Genomic DNA, 18,008 nt, shown 5'->3' with positions numbered 1-18,008 from the left:
AGTTGCGCTTAGGCGCAACAATTCCTCTCTTTTCCTGCCGTCAGGCGGGATTGTCACAACGCCGTCATGCAAGCCCAGAATACTGCTGCTTTTTCAATGGATGGGTAGAATGATGTCACCTCTCACTTTGTTGTCGCGGCACGTGCTGAAAAGACGTTCCCGCTTTAGGTTTCCGGCGATCCCCACCTGGCTAACCAGCCTGCGCGGGAACTTTATTTTGTTCGTGGTGCTGTTTTGTTTGCTGCAGTCCATCGGGATTGTTCTGCTGACCGCTCAGGTGAGCCAGAACAAAGTCAACCTCACCCAGGCCAGCGCCATGCGTGACCGGCTGGCCTTGCTGGACCGCGCACGCGTCGAGCTGCTTACGGCCAGTGATAACAGCCACCGCGCCGGGCTGTATTTAATGGAAGATCAGAAAAGTGGATCGGTTGACAGCTGGAAAAGTCTGGCAGAAACAGCCAAATCGTCTTTGCTTCATGCTGAACAGCTTTTTGCTCGCTATCACGCCGCACCCGGCGGCGAACTGCAGCAGGGCTTTACGTTGCTGAAACAGGGACTGGAGGAGCAGCTAAAAGGTCTGGAGGGGAATAATATTGACGCCTTCTTTATGGTACCGATGCAGGCTTACCAGCAGCAGTTCAATAGCGCCTGGTTTAACGAGATTACGCAGACCAATAAACAGCTCACTGCGGTTAACAGCCTGACCCTTCAGACACTCATGGAAAGCCGCAACCTGGCGCTAATGGTGACAGGACTGCTGTTTGTCCTGCTGCTGACCGGCGGCGTATTGCTGCTGCGTGGTGTGATCGTCCCCTTACGTCTGGCCAGTCGACAGTTACAGGACATCGCAACCGGTGATTTAATCAACTGCCCGGTTCCACCGCGTTTGCAATCGCTGGAAACGTCCAGACTCTTCAACGCAGTGGCGGAGATGCGCCAGGGGCTGCGCACCATCGTGGCTGAAATTAACACGATTGCGGCAAGCGTGGCCGAAGGTACGCGCGAAATGCAGCATACTAATGAGCAGGTCAGCGAACAGTATCAAGCGCAAAACAGCAGCTTTAGCCATATTTCCCAGCGCCTGCATCGCGTGTCTGAAGAAGTCGAAAACAGCACCCTGTTTTCTCAGCAGGCCTCTGAACAGGCGCATTTCGCCGACGATCTGATGCAGCAATGTACGCTTCAGGTGGATGAGATGGAGGTTCAGATGCGCCATATCGTCGCCTCCTCCGGCGAAATCGCGGGTATCGTTGAGATGCTGGACGGCCTGTCACTGCAAACGCGTTTGCTGGCGCTCAATGCCGCCATCGAATCCGCTCATGCGGGCGTGTATGGACGAAGTTTTGGCGTGGTCGCGAAAGAGATGGGCAACCTGTCAAACAAGAGTGGCGAATCGGCGCAGCAGATAAACGGTCTCGTTAATCATACGCAACTGCACATTTCAGAGGGCTTCAATAAGGTGAAATCGCTTGAGGCGCTGTTTAACCAGATAAGCCAGTCGGTCAGCGCCGTTGTGACACAGTTGCAAGAGCTGCAGGAAAACGCCACCGCACAAAGCCGCCGCGTTTCGGGCATTGCTGCAGAAGTGGTGGCGCTGGATAAACAGCTTCAGACGAACGAAAGCCTCACCGCCCGCCAGGGCCGCACGGTCGATACGCTGCAGCAGCAGGCCGCGCGCCTGGCCGAAAGCGTGCAGCAGTTCCGTATCACCCTGTAGCCGTTAAGCTTGGGATGTAAAAAAGCCGCCAGTGTTAAAGGCGGCTTTTGATCGTTTTGCGGGGACAAACACCGAATTTTACGATTTCTTTTTCTTGCTCTGCTTCTTCAGCAGCGTGCGCAGCTGCTTGATTTCGCTGGAGCTTAATGCATCCGATGTGTCTTCCTCTGTATTCTGACTGTCAATGACAGGCTGAGCAGGCGCATTGAGGCTGGACTGAAGCCGTTGCACGATTTCCTGACTCATTGACACCTGATTTTCCAGCGCCAACTGTTTGATGTGTTCTTTCAGTGCAGGATCAATTTTAATCGTTAAATTAACAGTTTCGGTCATTTCATCACTCCTTTATTGTTATTACTGCCACGCTACCGGATGACTGTATCGATTCCTATACTGTCATAAAAATTTAATATTCAGCGTGTATAGGGCTAAAGTCGTGGAGTACTGACTCATCCAGACTGACTAAGTTGCCTTGCAGTTCCGCACACAGCTTGGCCATATAGTGCACCAGAAAGTCCGCATTGTGTTCTGCCAGCCTGCGCCCTGCTTCGGTTTGCATGGTTTCTGGCAACCGCAGTAGCTTGGTCTGAAAGTGATCCAGCGTCCACTTAACATCATTGAGTTCCCGATCTTTACCGAGCGGATCCTCGCTGTTAAACAAGGGGCGATTCATGGAACCTGCCGTATAAAACACCCGCGCCAGACCGATAGCACCGAGCGATTCCAGCCTGTCGGCATCCTGCACAATTTTTGCCTCCAGCGTTTTTGGCGTAATGGCGGCACTGAAGCTGTGCGCCTGAACCGCATGCATGACCTGCTCCATCAATTCCTCAGGAAAATCGATGAAATCCTGTTGTAAAATGCGCTGCGTTTCACTGGCGGCATAGGTGGATGCCTTGTGACGCTCAGGGTGGTTTTTCGGTAAATTCACCACATCGTGAAAATAACACGCGGTCAGGACCACCAGCGGATCGGCTTGGGTGCCGGCCATAATGCGTTGAGCGCTCATCCATACGCGGCGTAAATGTGCGATATCGTGCGCGCCATCATCATGAATCCAGTTGTTTTCAAACCAGGTCTCATAGCGAGCCTGCCAAAGCGTAAGTGACATATTCTCTTTCCTGTTGGGTTGACGTCCGTCCTGACTGACGATGAATTACGCGCTCAGGCCCGACCATCATAGCGAATGGCTAATGACATTTTCTTTACACAGCAGAGGAATATCGCCCTTGCCCCAGGATAATTTCGAAAAAAAATGCGACGCTGATCATTTTTATAGCATTTTGCCGTAATTAAAACGTCAGTTTGCTGCTTTTTCAGCCTTGACTGATTTAATTGCGGGCAGGTTAATTAGTTTAATAAATGTAATGATTAATGATAGGCATTTTCTCGGGGAGTAACAAAAAACATGACATAACCTGTTCGCACTTATCATTAAAATCGGCAAAAGTTACACACAGATAAATCTGAAAAGGTTCCTATTTTTGCCGATATAACGTACTGTATTCTCACTATCAGATGTCCCGGAACGCGCATTGACAACAGCATTGTTGATTTTTTATCCGCCCCCGTTTTTCGGGACAAAAATCACCAATGCTCAGATGACTATGAGACGGCAAATTGTTAAGGGTAATGATTTATAGTTTTTATGATATTGCCACCATTTAGATGCCCTTGTTGTTTTAGCAGTAACCGGGTTCTACTAATAAAAAGAGGTAATCCATGAAAGAGCGGCCGATTCTTTTTTCCGAACAGCGGGTTCGTGCCCTGTTAGTTGGCCAACAAACGCAAACCCGGCGCATAATGAAAACGCAGGCTTTTGGCCCGGGGCAGGATCACCACGAAGGGGTTCATGCTTTTGACGTTCAGGCTAACCACCTGCATGGCGATAAAATGATGTCGATGAATGACATTCGCTATCACTGCCCGTACGGTATGCCGGGCGACGTGCTTTGGGTGCGCGAAACCTGGCGTGGGCCGATTGTGCCGCAGGATGCCCTGGCGGATTACGAGCGCGATCCCGTACCGTTCCGCACGCCGGAATTTTGCCAGTACCGTGCTGACAGCAATGAACTGGGTCAGCATACGCTGAGCGGCCCGGATGACGAGCAGTTTGGCTGGCAGACGGCCATTCATATGCCGCGCTGGGCCAGCCGTATCAATCTGCTCATTACCGATGTGCGTGTGGAGCAGATTCAGGATATCAGTGAAGATGACATCATGGCTGAAGGGGTCCAAACCGACTCGCACTTTCTGAATAACTTTTTCACCATGAATGTGAATTCAGAAATGCCAAAAGAAGCCTATCGCAAGGCATGGCAGAAACAGTACGGTGCAACCAGCTGGCAGGTAAACCCGTGGGTGTGGGTCATTGAGTTTGAGCGCGCCGGGCGTGAGTAAATTTAGCCTGCGCTTTGCGGGCTAAATCACAGACAATCTCCTCGCTAACGGGTTGAATATACCGTCTTCATCCCTGAAGCCCGACAATGCCAGCATGACGTTTCGATGCTGGCATTTTCCTGTCTGGTCTCTCAGGATTCTGCGACAGCAGCATTCAGTGCGGAACTTACGATGTTAAAATGGCCATGGAAAACGCATAGCGATACCGCCGTCACCGAATTGCCCTGGCAGGCCGGTCTGGCACAGCCCATCTTTACCCTTCTCACACAGGATGAACAGCAGTCGCTGACAGAACTGGCCCAGCGCTTTCTGCAGCAAAAAAAGCTGGTTCCGCTTGAAGGCTGCCAACTTGATGCGCTGCGTAGCGTGCGTATTACCCTGCTGTTCTGCTTACCCGTGTTGAAACTGGGTCTCGACTGGCTGGATGGCTTTCATGAAGTGCTCATCTATCCTGAGCCCTTTAATGTGGCGGATGAGTGGCAGGATGAAAACGGCCTTGTGCATCACGCGCCTGCCGTTCATGCGGGCCAGAGCTGGACGCAGGGCCCGGTGATCCTTAACTGGCTGGATATTCAGGATTCCTTCGATCTGTCAGGGTATAACCTGGTCATTCATGAAGTGGCACACAAGCTGGATGCCCGCGGTAGCGGCTACACCAGCGGCGTTCCACTGATTCCTCTGCGTGGCGTCGCCCAGTGGGAAAAAGACCTGCGTGAGGCCATGGCTGAGGTTGAAAATGAGGTTGAGCTGGTCGGGGAACAGGCCGCCAGTATCGATCCTTATGCCGCCAGCGATCCTGCGGAATGCTTCGCGGTGTTATCCGAGTATTTTTTTACCGCACCGGTTCTGTTAGCTGAACGCTTTCCCGCGATGTATGGACATCTCCAGCAATTTTACCAGCAGGATCCATTAAGCAGAATCCAGATGACTGATCGGTGATTTGTTTACTTCGCGAACGCTTTGCATTAAAGCTAGCCAGTTGAATGCTAAACGCTTTTTTACAGTTGACACCTTGAGGCGACCTCGTTACTATTCGCCTCGTTCACACGATTCCTCTGTAGTTCAGTCGGTAGAACGGCGGACTGTTAATCCGTATGTCACTGGTTCGAGTCCAGTCAGAGGAGCCAGATTTAAGAAGCCTGCTTAGGAAACTGAGCAGGTTTTTTGCTTTTCTGCGTTTACCTTTTACATCTAAAATCTCAGCTCAGAATGGCCTCCAGTCTGGCCACCACTTCATTCACAATAACTTCAGGTATTCGTTCAAGATATTTGCCGTTCCGGGCTTCCATATCAATGGTTCTGGGCTGGTCACAACGAATTACCCCCGTTGTTTTCGTTCCTGCGCCATCCAGTGAAACAGTAAACCCCGCTGCGCGGGCAAAGTTTCCGCCGTTGGTCACGGGAACAACCACAGGTAGCCGCGTAAACTGATTAAAGGACGCCGGAGAAACAATCAGTACTGGACGCCTTCCGCTTTGTTCATGCCCGGCATTCGGATCTAGTGAAACGAGCCAGATTTCCCCTCTGTCCATCTACAGGAGCTCCTTGCCCACCGCAGGTGCATCAATCCATTCCTGACCCTCTTCGCTTATTTCAGCGTGCGGATCGCACTGCGCCAGTAGTTCTTCGAGTGAATAGCGGGGACGTTTTTGAGGTTCAATTATGAGGCAGCCACTATCAATGGTCATGCCCACTTCGCTGTCCGTCGACAGCCCCAGCGTTTTCAGCACGGCCGGAGGGACCGCCAGCATGACAGATCCGCCAACCTTTTTCAGACGAGTGGTATACATAGAGCACCTCCGAATATTATATTTTAATATAACATCTGCGGCAGGCGATGCACAATTATTCATCAGATTCATTGTGATTTCCTTAACGTAGTAAAGCGTGAAGAAAGCCTTAATCTATCAGAGGACAGATCCGGCAGTTTTCAAAGGCGGCATTGCCGGTAAAACGGCGACCATCCTGATACATCAGGTGCTTCTTTTAGATCATGAAGCACTTCGTGCAGTCAGGAACTTAGTTCGTGGTAAGAAGGCCGATAATAGAAAACTGTTTTTGCGGTTCAAAGGATTATGACGGATCAGATAAACGAAATGCGGCGCAGCTTCCGTATCAGGGCTGCGCCGGAGGAACATCAGCGATAGCGCGAAGGCCAGATTTTTTCAGGCTCGACGTCTAACGTTTCAGCAATCAATCTTTCGCCTTTGGGCCAGCGGCGGGTAAGCGCATTAGCCAGCGTGGAGGACGCCAGCCCTGCCTGACGGGAAACCGCCGCCAGCGACGTTTCCCGTTTTTCAGGGCCGCAATAATGTCGGCGGGATGCCAGTCCTGTTGTGTCATGCCGTCACCTCGCCGATAAACTTCACGCCGTCGGCTGTGCGGAGCCAGCGCGGGGCTTCCATTTCGGCAGCGAAATAGTTGATCAGTTCATACAGCAGGCAGCTAAGGTGCTTCTCCGTTTCAGAGGCAAATCCCAGCCCCGACAGAGTTTGCGTGATAGCAAGGCAGTAACGACAAAGCTCCGTACATTCAGGCTCGAAACGGGGAGTGGTCGCAGGGAGAGTGTCAACGGTCAGGCTTTCAACCAGTTACAAAAAACCATCGAAGGTTTTGCCACTCGTTGTAAAACACTTATACAAAAAATACCGGTAGAAACGTTACGCACTAAACTCAAGTTCTGGTTTGTTACGAACCGTCCAGCACTGCATTTCCGGTGCGAACCGGCGGCCTGCATCCGGTCAGCATTGCGCGTCTAAAAAACGGGGCCAGAATGCACACATTCTGGCCCCGTCACGGCTGGCGTTATAGCCGGATGGCTGATGTCAGCACGCGCCGGAGGCTATTTCGCGCCCTCTGCCAGCTGTCGCAGCATCTCAATATGAACAGGCTTATCGTTGAGCGCAGGGATATAGGTAAAGGACGTTCCCCCTGCATGCATGAAGATTTCTCTGTTCTGCTCATCCAGTTCTTCCAGCGTTTCCAGGCAGTCTGCCGCAAAACCCGGGCTAATCACCTGCAGGCTTTTTACGCCTTCCGCAGGAAGATTTTTGATGGTTTCATCGGTGTACGGCGTTAGCCAGGGCTCTCTGCCAAATCGTGACTGGAAGGTCATCACAATCTTCAACGATGGCATGTTAAGGGCTTCGGTGAGCAATTTGGTGGTTAACGCACAGCGATCCTGGTACTTATCCCCTTCGTTAGAAAACCTGACCGGTATGCCATGGTAGGAGACCAGTAGCGTATCCGGCACGCCATTGGCCTCGAATGATTCCAGCACAGAGGCTTTTAACGCCTCGATGTAGGCAGGATGATCGGCATAATCGTTTATGAAGTTGATCGCCGGCGTGTAACGGTTTTTCATCGTCTGCAGGTGACGACTGACGCTGTCCCAGACGGAAGAGACGGTGGACGAGGAAAACTGCGGATACAACGGGATGACGATAATTTTATCGACACCTTTGGCCAGCAGTTTGTCAATGGCGCCGCCAATGCTGGGCTCGCCATAGCTCATTCCTAACTCGACAGGCATGCCCGTCAGCGCTTCAAGTGCGCGAGCCTGGCGAACGCTGTAAACCATCAGCGGTGAACCTTCGTCCATCCAGATAGAGGAGTACAGTTTGGCCACGCGTTTGGCGCGCAGCGGAATAATTACGCCATGCAGGATTGGGCACCACAGGATCCTGGGTAAATCGACCACTCTGTAGTCGTGCAAAAATTTAGATAAAAACGTTTTAACCGCAGCAGTTGTGGGTTCTTTTGGTGTTCCAAGGTTAACAATTAAAACACCCTGTTTATTCGTCATTAGCTGGGACCTCTGAAAACCCATGGAAAAAAAGTGCCTGAACACTGTAGCACACTCAAGGACATCATCACCTCCGCCCTTGCCGCTGGCGTGTGCGGAGGCGAAACGAAAACCGGGTTAACTCACCCTTCGGATCGGCACCGACCGCTGAGTCAACGTTCAACGCCCTTTGCTGTCTCCGACACGGCCATATGCCCCGGGCTGTCGGTACAGACCATCAATGAAAACACGCAAGCGCACCTGACAGTTTGCAAAAAAGTAAATCTGGCTCGCCGCGCTTCAATACATTTTCAGGCAGTGAATACCACCACGCGCAGCAACACCGCCTTTTTTAGTTTTTAACTCTGCGTTATCTGAGGAGTCAAAAACAGTGGGTCGTATCTTACCATCGCCCTGCTGGCAAACGACCAATAGCTCTGATAAGTCCTGTCGCCCTCCAGGCCAGTTCGTGCTTTTTATCGCCATAACTGATGACAAGACGATCGGATAATCCCCTGACTATTCAGGGGGAACTATCACATCTTGTCGATATTTCGATTTATCAAAGTGAATATTGAGCATGCTAATATTTAGACGTCTATGCTCGTGCTGCCCGATTCCGTTTATGGCGAGCGAGTCGGATCATACAGCACACTCACTGTGCTTCAGCCAGGACAAAATAAGACCGAATACGGTCATGAATCAGACTGATGCAACCACTTTCGCCAACAGGCGGTTCGGGACAGGAATCATTATGCATAAAGGGGTTTCTACAGGCGAAGACGCGTTGCTGCAACACAGGTCATTTGTGGCCTTCTGGCTGGCCCGTACCTGTTCTTCGTTTGGCTTTCAGATGTTTTCCGTGGCCGTCAGCTGGCAAATCTATGCGATTACCCACAGCGCCATGGCACTGGGCATGATTGGCCTGATGCAGTTTCTGCCTTCGGTGCTGTTAGCCTTGCCCGCAGGGCATCTGGCAGATCAATTCGACCGTCGTCGTATCGTGGTGATTGGGCAACTCATTGAATGGGCCGCCCTGCTCGCCCTGGTGGCGCTGACGCTACTGCACTGGGCAGATAAGATTGAAATTTGGGGGTTGGTCTTCCTGATCGCTTTGGCTAAAGCACTTGAGTGGCCTGCTATTACCTCAATGCTACCTGCGCTGGTCCCGCCATCGATTCTGGCGCGCGCCATGGCGGCCAGCTCCGTCGGCGGTCAGGCCGCGGTGATTGTCGGGCCGACGTTAGGCGGACTGCTTTACGTGGCCGGTCCCGAGGTTGTTTACGGGGTTTCAGCGCTCTTTTATTTGCTGTCGCTAATCTTAGTCAGTCGCCTACGTTACGAACGTCCTCCTCAGGAACGTATGCCGATGACCTTGTCGAACATGTTTATGGGCGTGCGCTTTATTCGCGAACGCAAAGACGTGCTCGGCGTGATATCGCTCGACCTGTTTGCCGTGCTACTGGGCGGTGCTACCGCACTGCTCCCTATCTTCGCCCAGGATATTCTGCACACCGGGCCATGGGGCCTTGGCCTGTTGCGGGGTGCGCCGTCGGTAGGGGCGCTGTTGGTCGGCGTCTGGCTGAGCCGCAACAAGCTGGAAAAGCACGTCGGCATGATTATGTTTGGCTCCGTTGCGGGTTTTGGCCTGGCGACGCTGCTGTTTGCCCTTTCCACCAAACTGTGGCTTTCACTGCTGGCGCTGGCGGCGCTGGGCGGTTTCGATATGGTGAGCATGGTGATTCGCGGCGCGCTGGTTCAGTTGGATACACCGGATACGATGCGCGGCCGCGTCAATGCGGTTAACGCCATCTTTATCAATACTTCAAACCAGTTGGGTGAGTTTGAGTCGGGGCTGTTAGCAGCATGGATGGGCGCGGTGCCTGCCGCGGTGATTGGCGGCGTCGGGACGCTGGTAGTGGTCGGGCTCTGGATGACGCTGTTTCCGAATCTGCGCAAAAGGCAGAAGCTTGAGAATGAAACGGTGGGGTGATTGCGATGTTGAAGGCTGCAGCACTGAGAAATGCGCTTATTGACTGGCAAAGCCTGGCTGCAACATTGAATGCTGCAGGCTTTATCGCTATAGCCCAACCGCAAGTAGGGCTAAAATATTAGCAGATAGACTGTGTAGTGACAGATAACAACGAAGTGCGCGAGTATTTTAATTTTACTAAGCAGATGATTAAGTAGATTAAGTGCAGGTATATTCAAAAGATCCAACCACACTAAATAATAAAACCGAGTAAGGCTGAGTTCTCTTTCTCGGCTTTATTTGCGAAATAAAATAAACTGAGAAGGTATATACATATTTTCAAACTGGGTTGTTATTGGTAAAATACCACCCTCAAACTTAACTCCACGAAAGTCACATTTTTTAATTTCGCATCAGTAAAGGTGCAATTAATATATTTCGTTGCTCTAAACTCAACGCGATCAAAAACAGTGCCGGTAAAATCACAGTCTACAAATCTTACGCGACGACCACCGTACTCAATTCCTGAGGATCCAGCCACAAACTTTGCTTTGACAAAATGACTTGCTTCACACACTGCATCATCCACATTGATTACTGGTTTACTTTTTGAAAAATTGCATCTTTTTATTTCTGCTTTGCATAAAAGAGCGCTATCTAAACACGCGTTTTCAAAGTCTACATTTGTCAGAATACTATTATTAATACTTCCTGATACTTTCGAATAAGACATATCAGTATTCGTTATCTTTGATTCGAAGAGGTTCACAGCCTTTAATTCATTTAATACCGTAAAGGGACCAATTGTCACACCTGAGAGAAGAGTGACATTTTGCTACTTAGTGACAGGCGGTGAGCATCCGTATATTCCGGGCTGAACTGGCCTCGTTTTGCTTCAGGTGTTCGATGCACGGGTCAGCAGCAGAATCACAAAAATCCCCCCGATGCCTGCCGTAATAATCCCGATCGGCAGCTCCTGCGGTGCCAGCAGCGTTCGGCTGATGATATCCCCGCCACAGAGCAAAACCGCGCCGCCCAGGCCACACAGCGGTAACAGCAGACGGTGCTTTACCCCTGTGACCGGTCGACACAGGTGCGGTACCATCAGGCCGACAAAACCAATCACCCCGGTGAGGGCGACCAGCATTGAGGTCGTCAGCGCGCAACAAAGAAAGACTTCAATCCGCAAACGACTGACGTTAATCCCCAGCGACAGCGCCGTTTGTTCGCCCGCCAGCAGACCGTCCAGCGAGCGGTGACGCATCAGAGCAAAGCCACTCAGCAGGACAACACCGGCAAGCGCAACAGGCAGATTCTGCCAGCTGGCCAGCCCCAGGCCACCCAGCGACCAGAACATCACCGAACTGGCCGCTCGCTGATCGCCAGAGAAAATAAAATAGCTGGTGAGCGCGCCAAAAAGAAAAGACACAGCCAGCCCACAGATGATCAGGTGTGCTGGGCTGCGCAGTTTTTTGAAGTAGAAAAGCAACATGACCGCAGCGGCAGAACAGAGCCCGCCCGCAAAGGCGGCAACCGGCAAGGTCAGCTCACCTAACCCGTTACCAAAGCGGGTGATGACCAGCACCGCACCTGCCGAAGCACCGGAAGAGAGACCAAAAAGAAAAGGATCGGCCAGATCGTTGCGGGTGGTGGTTTGCAGCAGCGCTCCCACCATCGCCAGCCCGGCACCGGTCAGGGCTGCAAGCAACGTGCGCGGCAAGCGGAGATCGATCACAATCCGGCTGATCATTTCAGACTGAGGCATGGCGATCAGTTCCAGTGCGCCCAACACCTGCGTCAGGGATAACGCGACCGTGCCTTTGGCAACGCTGATTAACATCAGCACTGCCAGCAGAAGGACGCAAAAGCACAAGATGCAAAAAAAACGGTAAGGTGTAGCATTCACGGCGCGGTTCCTGAATACAGGGCGCGCGCCAGTTTCTCCACCGCGGCAATATTAGCCGGGCCTGGCGTCAGCTCAGCATACTGCAGCTTCAGATAACGATGATTTTTGACGGCTGGCGTGAGTTTCATCAGCGGATGACTTTCCAGGAAATGCCGAAGGGCATCCGCCCCGCCGCCGGTTTGATAATCCAGCAAGATAATGAAATCAGGTTCGGTTGCCGCCACACTTTCCCATGACGTGGTGTCCCAACTGATATCCAGCCCCTCCAGCGCATTGGTTGCGCCGGCGGCTTCAATGATGGCGGTTGGCATGGCATATTTTCCGCTGGTAAACGGCTTATCTTCCCCCGAGTCGTAGACAAAGACCTTTAACGGCCGGACCGCGCTGGGCCGTTGAGGAATCATTCTCAGGCGCTCCTTCCAGTGATTAACTAAAGCCTGCGCCTCAGCCTGTTTGCCAAAGATTTTACCTAACGTCAGCTCATCGTGATAAAGCAGATCCATGCTGGCTTTATGCTTGTCCTTTTGGGTAAAAACGCAGCTTTCACTCAGCACCAGCGTCTTGATGCCGTACTGACTTAACGAGGCTGGCGTCACGTCGCCGCCCACCTTCATGCCATAATTCCAGCCGGCAAAAAAGAAGTCAGGATTCACCGCCACCAGCGTTTCCAGAGAGGGATACTTAGGCGCCAGCTCAGGAATGGCCCCCATCGCCTGCTTAAATTCCGGTGTCATCTTGTACCAGCCACTAATGCCCGTCAGCCCGACGATGCGATCCTGCAAATGAAGCGCAAAGGCCATTTCTGACATATTGAGGTCGTTAATGACCGCCCGCTCAGGCGGTGCATTAAAGGTAACCGGCTGACCGCAGCTTTCAATGGTGACCGGGAAATCGGCCGCGAGGGTTTGTCCAACAGGAATGCTCGCCAGCCATGCCGCGCAGCAGAGCCTTAACAACGAATCAGGCACAGTCTGGCACCTCGAAAATGCGTAAATGACTCCCGTTCGCGGGATGCGATACGGTAAAACTGTTTAAACCGAATACCGGCCGGAGATAGCGGGATGACAGGGCGCGAGCGGGCGCATCACATACTACCTGCTCCCCCTGTGACAGAATCAGCACGCGGTCGGCAAACGTATCTATAAGTGATAAATCGTGCAAGACCGCCACGGCCGTGATGCCTTTGTTTTTGATTAACGTCAGCAGCGCATGTCGTCCAAGGGGATCAAGATGATTGGTCGGTTCATCCAGCAGAATCAGCTGTGGCTTTTGGGCCAGAACGCGCGCCAGGGCCGCTCTTTGCCGTTCACCGCCTGATAACGCATCTAGTGAACGTCGCCGTAACGCCGCCAGCCCTGTTTCCTCTAGCACCTCACTCACAACGCGCTGATTGACAGAATGTGGACAGGCGCGCACATGAGGAAGACGACCCAGTGCAACGTAATCCTCAACCGACAGCCTCAGGTCAGGCACGTCGTTTTGCGCCATGACGGCGATACATGTGGCTAACTCCTGCCGTGTGTAAGTTTTGATGCAGCGACCGTTTAGCGTTATCTCATCCTTCTGTACCGCCAGCTCACGGCTCATCGCCCGCAGCAATGAGGTTTTGCCGCTGCCGTTCGGCCCAATGATCGCCAGGCGCTCCCCTGTCCCGATGCCGAATGTGATGTCATTGAGCAGGCAGCCGCCATCGGGTTTGTGCAGCGCCCCAATGTTCACCCGCAATATCGATTCACTGGCATGTAATGTCTCTGGCTGCATCATATCACCCCACCTGTTTTTGTTACGTTATAACATAACAATGGCAAGGTAGAATAACAAGCGCTCAGGTGACATAAAAAAAGTGCCGACGACGCGGCACTTAAAGACAGGGATAACGAATGACGGAACAGGCTATTTAAATCGGTTATGCAACAGGCTGGCCGTCATCGCTAACATGCCTGCCCCCAGAGCGCTATGCAGCATCAATGTATTCAACATAACGACTTCCTCGCGTTTACCGCTGTCCTGAGCGGTCACACTGCCTCAGCCAACTTTTCCTCGTTGGCCTCTTTCTCAATCAAGCGCATCAGCAACGATACCCGGCGATCGGTACGCTCTGGGGTATCCGGTGGCAGGTTGTAGCGCAGGGTGTAGAGCTTGCCCTTCTCGTTGTAAAAATCCACCACCAGCACAGGCAGAATTCCGCCTGGCACTTTATTGTAATTCACCGACAAGCGGGTCCTGCCTAGCTGCAGTTTGGCAGCCATGACGGTCTCGCCGACCAGTTTAGGATACAGGCTACGATCTTCGGGCACGCTGATGACTCTCATAACAGCCTCCTGATTCTCCGCTTGATAACATAGTGCGGAGAGCGCTGTTCACGCTCCCCGCTGTCGGGTCAAACTGCCATTAAGCCTGATGTTCAATCGCCTCTGAGGTGCGGTGTTCAATCGGAATGCGGCGAGGTTTCTCGCTTTCTGGCACCTCATGATGCAAACCGACACGCAGCAGTCCATCCTGAAGCCGTGCGGTGGTGACTTTCATATGTTCAGGCACGCTGTAGCTCAGACGGAAGTCTGAACGACTGATGCCCCGATGCAGCCAGCCGCTGTTCTGGCCTTCTTTGTCCGCCTCTTTATCTGTAACCACCTCTTTCTGGCCGGTAACCGTCAGGCGACCGCCCGCCACCTCGATCTCCAGCTCGTGTTCTTGCCAGCCGGGGACACTGACGGTGAGCTCATAGTGCTCATTATCCGTTTGTCTGAGGTCATAAGAGGGTGAAACCGACACGGGCGCATCACCGGTCAACTGGCTGAAAAGCCGATCGATACGGTTGAACCGGTCTGAGAATGCAGAATCTGCAACAGAAGGAAACAGTGGAAAATTACGTAATGCCATGGTGATAACCTCCTGAATTAATCGTTCATTCAAAAGCTCATCTGAGTGGGGACCCTCCCCGTTGCTCACAAAAATTTATAGGATCTTTTTGGATGATTTCAAGGGATGAACATGAAATTTTTTTAGCTGCTGGCGGGCCAGAACCTGGTGCCTTTTTGACGATGTTGAGTGACGCGCCGCGCCCTGTAAAGATGCCATGTCATCTCAACCGGGAGCGGCTTATTGCCTATCAGAAATGGTATTTAAACCGGACGCGTGCCCCGTAACGTTCGTTATCGCCACTGTGCCGTTCGGCATTAATCTGCGACCAGTAAGCGCCAAGGTAAATATCGAAATTTTGCATCTTCATGACATTGCGAAAACGGTAAGAGGAGTGGATGGTATGGATATCATACTTGCCTAAGATGAAGTCACTCAGGCTGGCCCCGCTGATATACTGCATCGTAAAGGCTTTCACATCGTTACGCGCGTAGATATAGCCAAGCTGAAAGTCGCGCCATAGTCCATTCAGCCCAGCACTGAAGTTTTGTTCTTCCGTCGCATCCATATAGGCCGTGCTGAGATTGATGACCGCCCCTGAATCTGGATTCGCACGTTGCCCGTCCCAGCTCAGCGTGGCGCCATATCCATTGCGCTTAGACTGATCCTTAAACTGCCCCCGGTTATCGGTATAACCATAGGCATTGTTCACCACGTTGCTTTCCATGCCGACAGCCGCCGTGACGTCGCTATGGCGCCAGGCGATAACCGGGCGCAAATAAATAACATTCTTTTTATGCTCCAGTGTATTCCCATGGTATTCCCCATTCTGGAACAACCTCGTGCCGTCATTCGCCATGGCATTTAATTCAAAATAAAAACGTTGCCATGTTTTACTTAGCTGAATAGCCCCCGCCGATCCCCGTCCGCGCGCCTCTTTCATCATGTAGATATAGCCATAGCCATCTTCGTAGAGATCGTTGGCCGTGTTGCCGGAATATTCGATAAGCGTGTCCTGATTGAGCGGAAACATATCGAAGGCTTCATAGCGGCCTACTTGCACTTTCCAGTCTTTTTCCTGACCAAAGAAGAAAGCCGCGTCGTCTAATTCAAGTCCGCCAGAGAGATCGGCCAGCGGTTGCACGGTAAAGCCAGCAAAGGATTGATCCGCCATGCTTCGGTAACCGTCCAGCCCGATTAAAATTCGGCCATTGACGTCCCAGCGTTCCGCTTCTCCTGCCTTCCAGTTTTTATCAGCACGGGTTTTTAATGAGGTAATTTGGCCCGTTCTGCTTGCACCATCGAGATTGAACTCAACATCACCATAGAGTTTCAGCGCGCCTTGTTCTGTATCAAACGTTATCGAGGAAAATGAAGCGGAAGAGATAAAAACCAGTCCCCAGACATAATGCCGGTATTTCATAACCAACTCCTTATGCTAAATAACCCTGAGTGAATAAATTTCTTAAAGGAAGTACTTTTTTGAGGCTGTAATAAATTCGTTATAATTTTTACACTGACTTATTTTTTCTATAATATCGTCATCCAGAATATTGGTGAGGAAGTCATATATCAGCATACTGTCAATGAACTGGTCCTCACTGATGGCCAACATAAAAACAAGTTTTACCTGTTTACCGCTATCCCACTCAATGCCCTCGGGAAAGATGGCGACAGAGACTGCGGTGCGTACCGCAACAGGCCCTAACGGATGCGGGATGGCGATTTTATCATCCAGCAGCGTTGACGCCCGCGCTTCACGATCTAATACCGACGATAAGAAATGATCGTTAACCCGCCCTTGCGCGGTTAACCTGTCGCAAAGAAACGTAATTAATGATGAACGGGTATAATCTCCCGCATTTAATACAAAAAAATTATCAGCAGAAAAATACGTTAGCATCGCGTTGACAGGCTGTGTTTCAGACACCAAATAATATTTTATATTTTCGAGCTGCCCTCTCTCTGGAAACGGGGGCAATAAAATAATACGTTTATTCTTCTCAACGATATTGACCAGGCTGATGACAATATCTTCGTCAACCTCAGGCAGCAGACTATATTGCTCAACGGAGATCTGCCTGACGATATCTAACCCCGGGTACATGCTAAGGATTTTTTGACAGACGACTCGCGTCGAGGCCATCCCCTGATCGCTAACCACCAGCGCCCGCATCCCCTGACCACTCTGATGGCTGATACTGTCTTCCAGAATGGCGCCAATATGCATGACCAGATAACCGATTTCATCGGCACTGACGGTCGCCTTGAAGAACTGATCCAGTTCGCTGAATGCACTAAGCGTTAATTCATACATTAACGGATAGTGGCGTTTTATTTGTTCCAGTAAGGGATTAACAATGGTAATCGCGTTGTTGACGCGAATGCGCATGGCTCTGATATGGCTTAGCAGCGTCGCCTGGGACAGCGCGTCATAATTGACATGAATAAACCACGATGTACTCACGTAGCTCAGGAAGTGATTCATTATCGTGCGTTCAACAGAGTATTGTTCAGAGACCAGATTGTGGCTGGAGGTTGTGGTACAAAAGGCGACAAGATTCATGGCCATGAAGTCAATTTCACTTTGCGAAAACGGCATCGCCGGGTTAGCGCACAAAGACTGGAGTACGGCTTCAGCCAGCGTTTTCCAGCCAGGTTCCGCATCGCAAAATTCAAAATCCCGTAGCCATTTGCCTCGCGCCATCCTCTCTTGCGCAATCCCTGTGATCAGGCTTAAAAAGCGAAGATTCGCGTCACTTATCGCAATCCTTTTCTCTGCAAGGCACTGGCTCAATGCGTTTTTGCAGTCCGGGTATGCCGTAACCGGGCCGACATAACTGTCCTCGTCAGTGGCCTGAGTCAGGCGCAGTCGGTGGTCGTAGATGCAACGCCGAAAGGCAATTTCGCTGCCTTTAAGCGTAAAGATGTCCTCACCCTCCGACACAATACGCAATTGATAGAGAGAGACGTGACGCTTCAGCAACGTAATATCATTTCTTAAGCTGTAGATACTGATAAACCACTCGGCTTCCCGCTCAGCAAGCCTCACGCCCTGCTCATCAAACAGCAGTGCCTCCAGCATGGCAGCGCGACGTTGTGCCCCCGAACGTGTTTCATTCCATGGCCGTTGGCACTGATCCAGTAAAACCTGCAGAGCCTCAGGCTCGCTAATCTGTAATGAGAAGCCGTTTTTTCGCGAATAGATAAGACGGTTACCAGACTGGCTGACGATGTCACCCACTTCTTTGAGGTCAGTACGGATGGTTCTTGTTGACACCTTCATCTCTTTTGCCAGGGCGGCCTGCGTGATATCGCCCTGCGCGAGTGTCATGAAGATGTCCCTGACCCGTTTGCTGGTGAACAGTCT

17 protein-coding genes, 1 tRNA gene and 2 pseudogenes are annotated in these 18,008 nt (G+C 51.6%); 5 read left to right on the top strand and 15 right to left on the bottom strand.

The window, feature by feature from the left end:
- Positions 1-100: 100 nt before the first annotated feature.
- Entirely contained in the window at positions 101-1,717 is a 1,617-nt protein-coding gene (locus tag NXS97_RS22090; RefSeq protein WP_022623304.1) for a methyl-accepting chemotaxis protein, read from the top strand.
- 78 nt (positions 1,718-1,795) lie between these two features.
- Here NXS97_RS22090 and NXS97_RS22085 read toward each other — a convergent pair whose 3' ends face one another.
- Together NXS97_RS22085 and NXS97_RS22080 are read right to left on the bottom strand one after the other, a co-directional pair.
- Positions 1,796-2,050 carry an Arc family DNA-binding protein gene (locus NXS97_RS22085; RefSeq protein WP_013026202.1) on the bottom strand — a complete coding sequence of 85 codons (255 nt, stop codon included), beginning with the start codon at positions 2,048-2,050 and terminating at the stop codon, positions 1,796-1,798.
- A gap of 73 nt (positions 2,051-2,123) precedes the next feature.
- Positions 2,124-2,828: a phosphohydrolase gene (locus NXS97_RS22080; RefSeq protein ID WP_022623305.1), complete on the bottom strand. Its 705-nt coding sequence runs from the start codon at positions 2,826-2,828 to the stop codon at positions 2,124-2,126.
- Positions 2,829-3,439: 611 nt separating this feature from the next.
- On the opposite strand from NXS97_RS22080, the gene NXS97_RS22075 reads away from it, so the two are divergent.
- The 3 genes from NXS97_RS22075 to NXS97_RS22065 all read left to right on the top strand — a co-directional run bounded on the left by NXS97_RS22075 (position 3,440) and on the right by NXS97_RS22065 (position 5,244).
- Entirely contained in the window at positions 3,440-4,117 is a 678-nt protein-coding gene (locus NXS97_RS22075; protein WP_013026204.1) for a hypothetical protein, read from the top strand.
- A gap of 171 nt (positions 4,118-4,288) precedes the next feature.
- Positions 4,289-5,056 carry a DgsA anti-repressor MtfA gene (gene mtfA, locus NXS97_RS22070; RefSeq protein WP_233266614.1) on the top strand — a complete coding sequence of 256 codons (768 nt, stop codon included), beginning with the start codon at positions 4,289-4,291 and terminating at the stop codon, positions 5,054-5,056.
- Between the two features lie 112 nt (positions 5,057-5,168).
- Positions 5,169-5,244, top strand: a tRNA-Asn gene (locus NXS97_RS22065).
- Between the two features lie 72 nt (positions 5,245-5,316).
- Here the strand turns inward: NXS97_RS22065 and NXS97_RS22060 are convergent.
- From NXS97_RS22060 to hemH, 5 genes and pseudogenes are all read right to left on the bottom strand, one after another.
- Positions 5,317-5,649, bottom strand: a complete 333-nt coding sequence (locus tag NXS97_RS22060) for a type II toxin-antitoxin system PemK/MazF family toxin (RefSeq protein WP_019106594.1) — start codon at positions 5,647-5,649, stop codon at positions 5,317-5,319.
- Positions 5,650-5,907 carry an AbrB/MazE/SpoVT family DNA-binding domain-containing protein gene (locus NXS97_RS22055; RefSeq protein ID WP_105076879.1) on the bottom strand — a complete coding sequence of 86 codons (258 nt, stop codon included), beginning with the start codon at positions 5,905-5,907 and terminating at the stop codon, positions 5,650-5,652.
- 347 nt (positions 5,908-6,254) lie between these two features.
- A pseudogene (locus tag NXS97_RS22050) lies at positions 6,255-6,460 on the bottom strand (helix-turn-helix domain-containing protein).
- Positions 6,457-6,708, bottom strand: a pseudogene (locus NXS97_RS23260) (hypothetical protein); the annotation flags it as partial. The pseudogenes NXS97_RS23260 and NXS97_RS22050, both read right to left, overlap by 4 nt.
- A 251-nt stretch (positions 6,709-6,959) precedes the next feature.
- Positions 6,960-7,922, bottom strand: a complete 963-nt coding sequence (gene hemH, locus NXS97_RS22045; protein ID WP_041930826.1) for a ferrochelatase — start codon at positions 7,920-7,922, stop codon at positions 6,960-6,962.
- A 733-nt stretch (positions 7,923-8,655) separates the two neighbouring features.
- On the opposite strand from hemH, the gene NXS97_RS22040 reads away from it, so the two are divergent.
- On the top strand, positions 8,656-9,894 hold the full coding sequence (locus NXS97_RS22040; RefSeq protein ID WP_014605550.1) for an MFS transporter: 1,239 nt from the start codon (positions 8,656-8,658) through the stop codon (positions 9,892-9,894).
- 331 nt (positions 9,895-10,225) lie between these two features.
- On the opposite strand, the gene NXS97_RS22035 is transcribed toward NXS97_RS22040, so the two are convergent.
- The 8 genes from NXS97_RS22035 to NXS97_RS22000 form a co-directional block, all read right to left on the bottom strand.
- A complete protein-coding gene (locus NXS97_RS22035) occupies positions 10,226-10,606 on the bottom strand; it encodes a pentapeptide repeat-containing protein (protein ID WP_246874120.1) in 381 nt (126 codons plus the stop codon).
- 162 nt (positions 10,607-10,768) lie between these two features.
- Entirely contained in the window at positions 10,769-11,779 is a 1,011-nt protein-coding gene (locus NXS97_RS22030; RefSeq protein WP_022623311.1) for an iron ABC transporter permease, read from the bottom strand.
- The gene (locus NXS97_RS22025) at positions 11,776-12,708 is read right to left on the bottom strand and encodes an ABC transporter substrate-binding protein (RefSeq protein ID WP_181901431.1); all 933 of its coding nucleotides are present in this window, start codon (positions 12,706-12,708) and stop codon (positions 11,776-11,778) included. Before NXS97_RS22025 ends, NXS97_RS22030 begins: the two co-directional genes overlap by 4 nt.
- Positions 12,709-12,739: 31 nt before the next feature.
- A complete protein-coding gene (locus NXS97_RS22020; RefSeq protein ID WP_116219956.1) occupies positions 12,740-13,543 on the bottom strand; it encodes an ABC transporter ATP-binding protein in 804 nt (267 codons plus the stop codon).
- A gap of 251 nt (positions 13,544-13,794) precedes the next feature.
- Positions 13,795-14,091, bottom strand: a complete 297-nt coding sequence (locus NXS97_RS22015; RefSeq protein WP_013026217.1) for a hypothetical protein — start codon at positions 14,089-14,091, stop codon at positions 13,795-13,797.
- 79 nt (positions 14,092-14,170) lie between these two features.
- On the bottom strand, positions 14,171-14,659 hold the full coding sequence (locus NXS97_RS22010; protein WP_014593966.1) for an Hsp20 family protein: 489 nt from the start codon (positions 14,657-14,659) through the stop codon (positions 14,171-14,173).
- A 229-nt stretch (positions 14,660-14,888) separates the two neighbouring features.
- Positions 14,889-16,061 (bottom strand): carbohydrate porin, encoded by a 1,173-nt coding sequence (locus NXS97_RS22005; RefSeq protein WP_014593967.1) that lies wholly within the window; start codon positions 16,059-16,061, stop codon positions 14,889-14,891.
- Between the two features lie 42 nt (positions 16,062-16,103).
- Positions 16,104-17,972 carry a PTS sugar transporter subunit IIA gene (locus NXS97_RS22000; RefSeq protein ID WP_234033868.1) on the bottom strand — a complete coding sequence of 623 codons (1,869 nt, stop codon included), beginning with the start codon at positions 17,970-17,972 and terminating at the stop codon, positions 16,104-16,106.
- Between the last annotated feature and the right edge of the window lie 36 nt (positions 17,973-18,008).

The organism is Pantoea sp. B623 (assembly GCF_024814475.1).
Lineage (GTDB): Bacteria > Pseudomonadota > Gammaproteobacteria > Enterobacterales > Enterobacteriaceae > Pantoea > Pantoea ananatis.
The sequence above is the reverse complement of the archived record's forward strand: the minus strand, read 5'-3'. Positions and strand labels throughout refer to the sequence as shown.

Excerpts from the sequence above, each read along its gene's own strand:
- mtfA (WP_233266614.1), top strand. The coding sequence starts at position 4,289 with ATGTTAAAATGGCCATGGAAAACGCATAGCGATACCGCCGTCACCGAA.
- hemH (WP_041930826.1), bottom strand. The coding sequence starts at position 7,922 with ATGACGAATAAACAGGGTGTTTTAATTGTTAACCTTGGAACACCAAAA.
- NXS97_RS22040 (WP_014605550.1), top strand. The coding sequence starts at position 8,656 with ATGCATAAAGGGGTTTCTACAGGCGAAGACGCGTTGCTGCAACACAGG.
- NXS97_RS22075 (WP_013026204.1), top strand. The coding sequence starts at position 3,440 with ATGAAAGAGCGGCCGATTCTTTTTTCCGAACAGCGGGTTCGTGCCCTG.
- NXS97_RS22015 (WP_013026217.1), bottom strand. The coding sequence starts at position 14,091 with ATGAGAGTCATCAGCGTGCCCGAAGATCGTAGCCTGTATCCTAAACTG.
- NXS97_RS22010 (WP_014593966.1), bottom strand. The coding sequence starts at position 14,659 with ATGGCATTACGTAATTTTCCACTGTTTCCTTCTGTTGCAGATTCTGCA.
- NXS97_RS22085 (WP_013026202.1), bottom strand. The coding sequence starts at position 2,050 with ATGACCGAAACTGTTAATTTAACGATTAAAATTGATCCTGCACTGAAA.
- NXS97_RS22035 (WP_246874120.1), bottom strand. The coding sequence starts at position 10,606 with ATGTCTTATTCGAAAGTATCAGGAAGTATTAATAATAGTATTCTGACA.
- NXS97_RS22020 (WP_116219956.1), bottom strand. The coding sequence starts at position 13,543 with ATGATGCAGCCAGAGACATTACATGCCAGTGAATCGATATTGCGGGTG.
- NXS97_RS22055 (WP_105076879.1), bottom strand. The coding sequence starts at position 5,907 with ATGTATACCACTCGTCTGAAAAAGGTTGGCGGATCTGTCATGCTGGCG.
- NXS97_RS22080 (WP_022623305.1), bottom strand. The coding sequence starts at position 2,828 with ATGTCACTTACGCTTTGGCAGGCTCGCTATGAGACCTGGTTTGAAAAC.
- NXS97_RS22060 (WP_019106594.1), bottom strand. The coding sequence starts at position 5,649 with ATGGACAGAGGGGAAATCTGGCTCGTTTCACTAGATCCGAATGCCGGG.
- NXS97_RS22000 (WP_234033868.1), bottom strand. The coding sequence starts at position 17,972 with ATGACACTCGCGCAGGGCGATATCACGCAGGCCGCCCTGGCAAAAGAG.
- NXS97_RS22090 (WP_022623304.1), top strand. The coding sequence starts at position 101 with ATGGGTAGAATGATGTCACCTCTCACTTTGTTGTCGCGGCACGTGCTG.
- NXS97_RS22005 (WP_014593967.1), bottom strand. The coding sequence starts at position 16,061 with ATGAAATACCGGCATTATGTCTGGGGACTGGTTTTTATCTCTTCCGCT.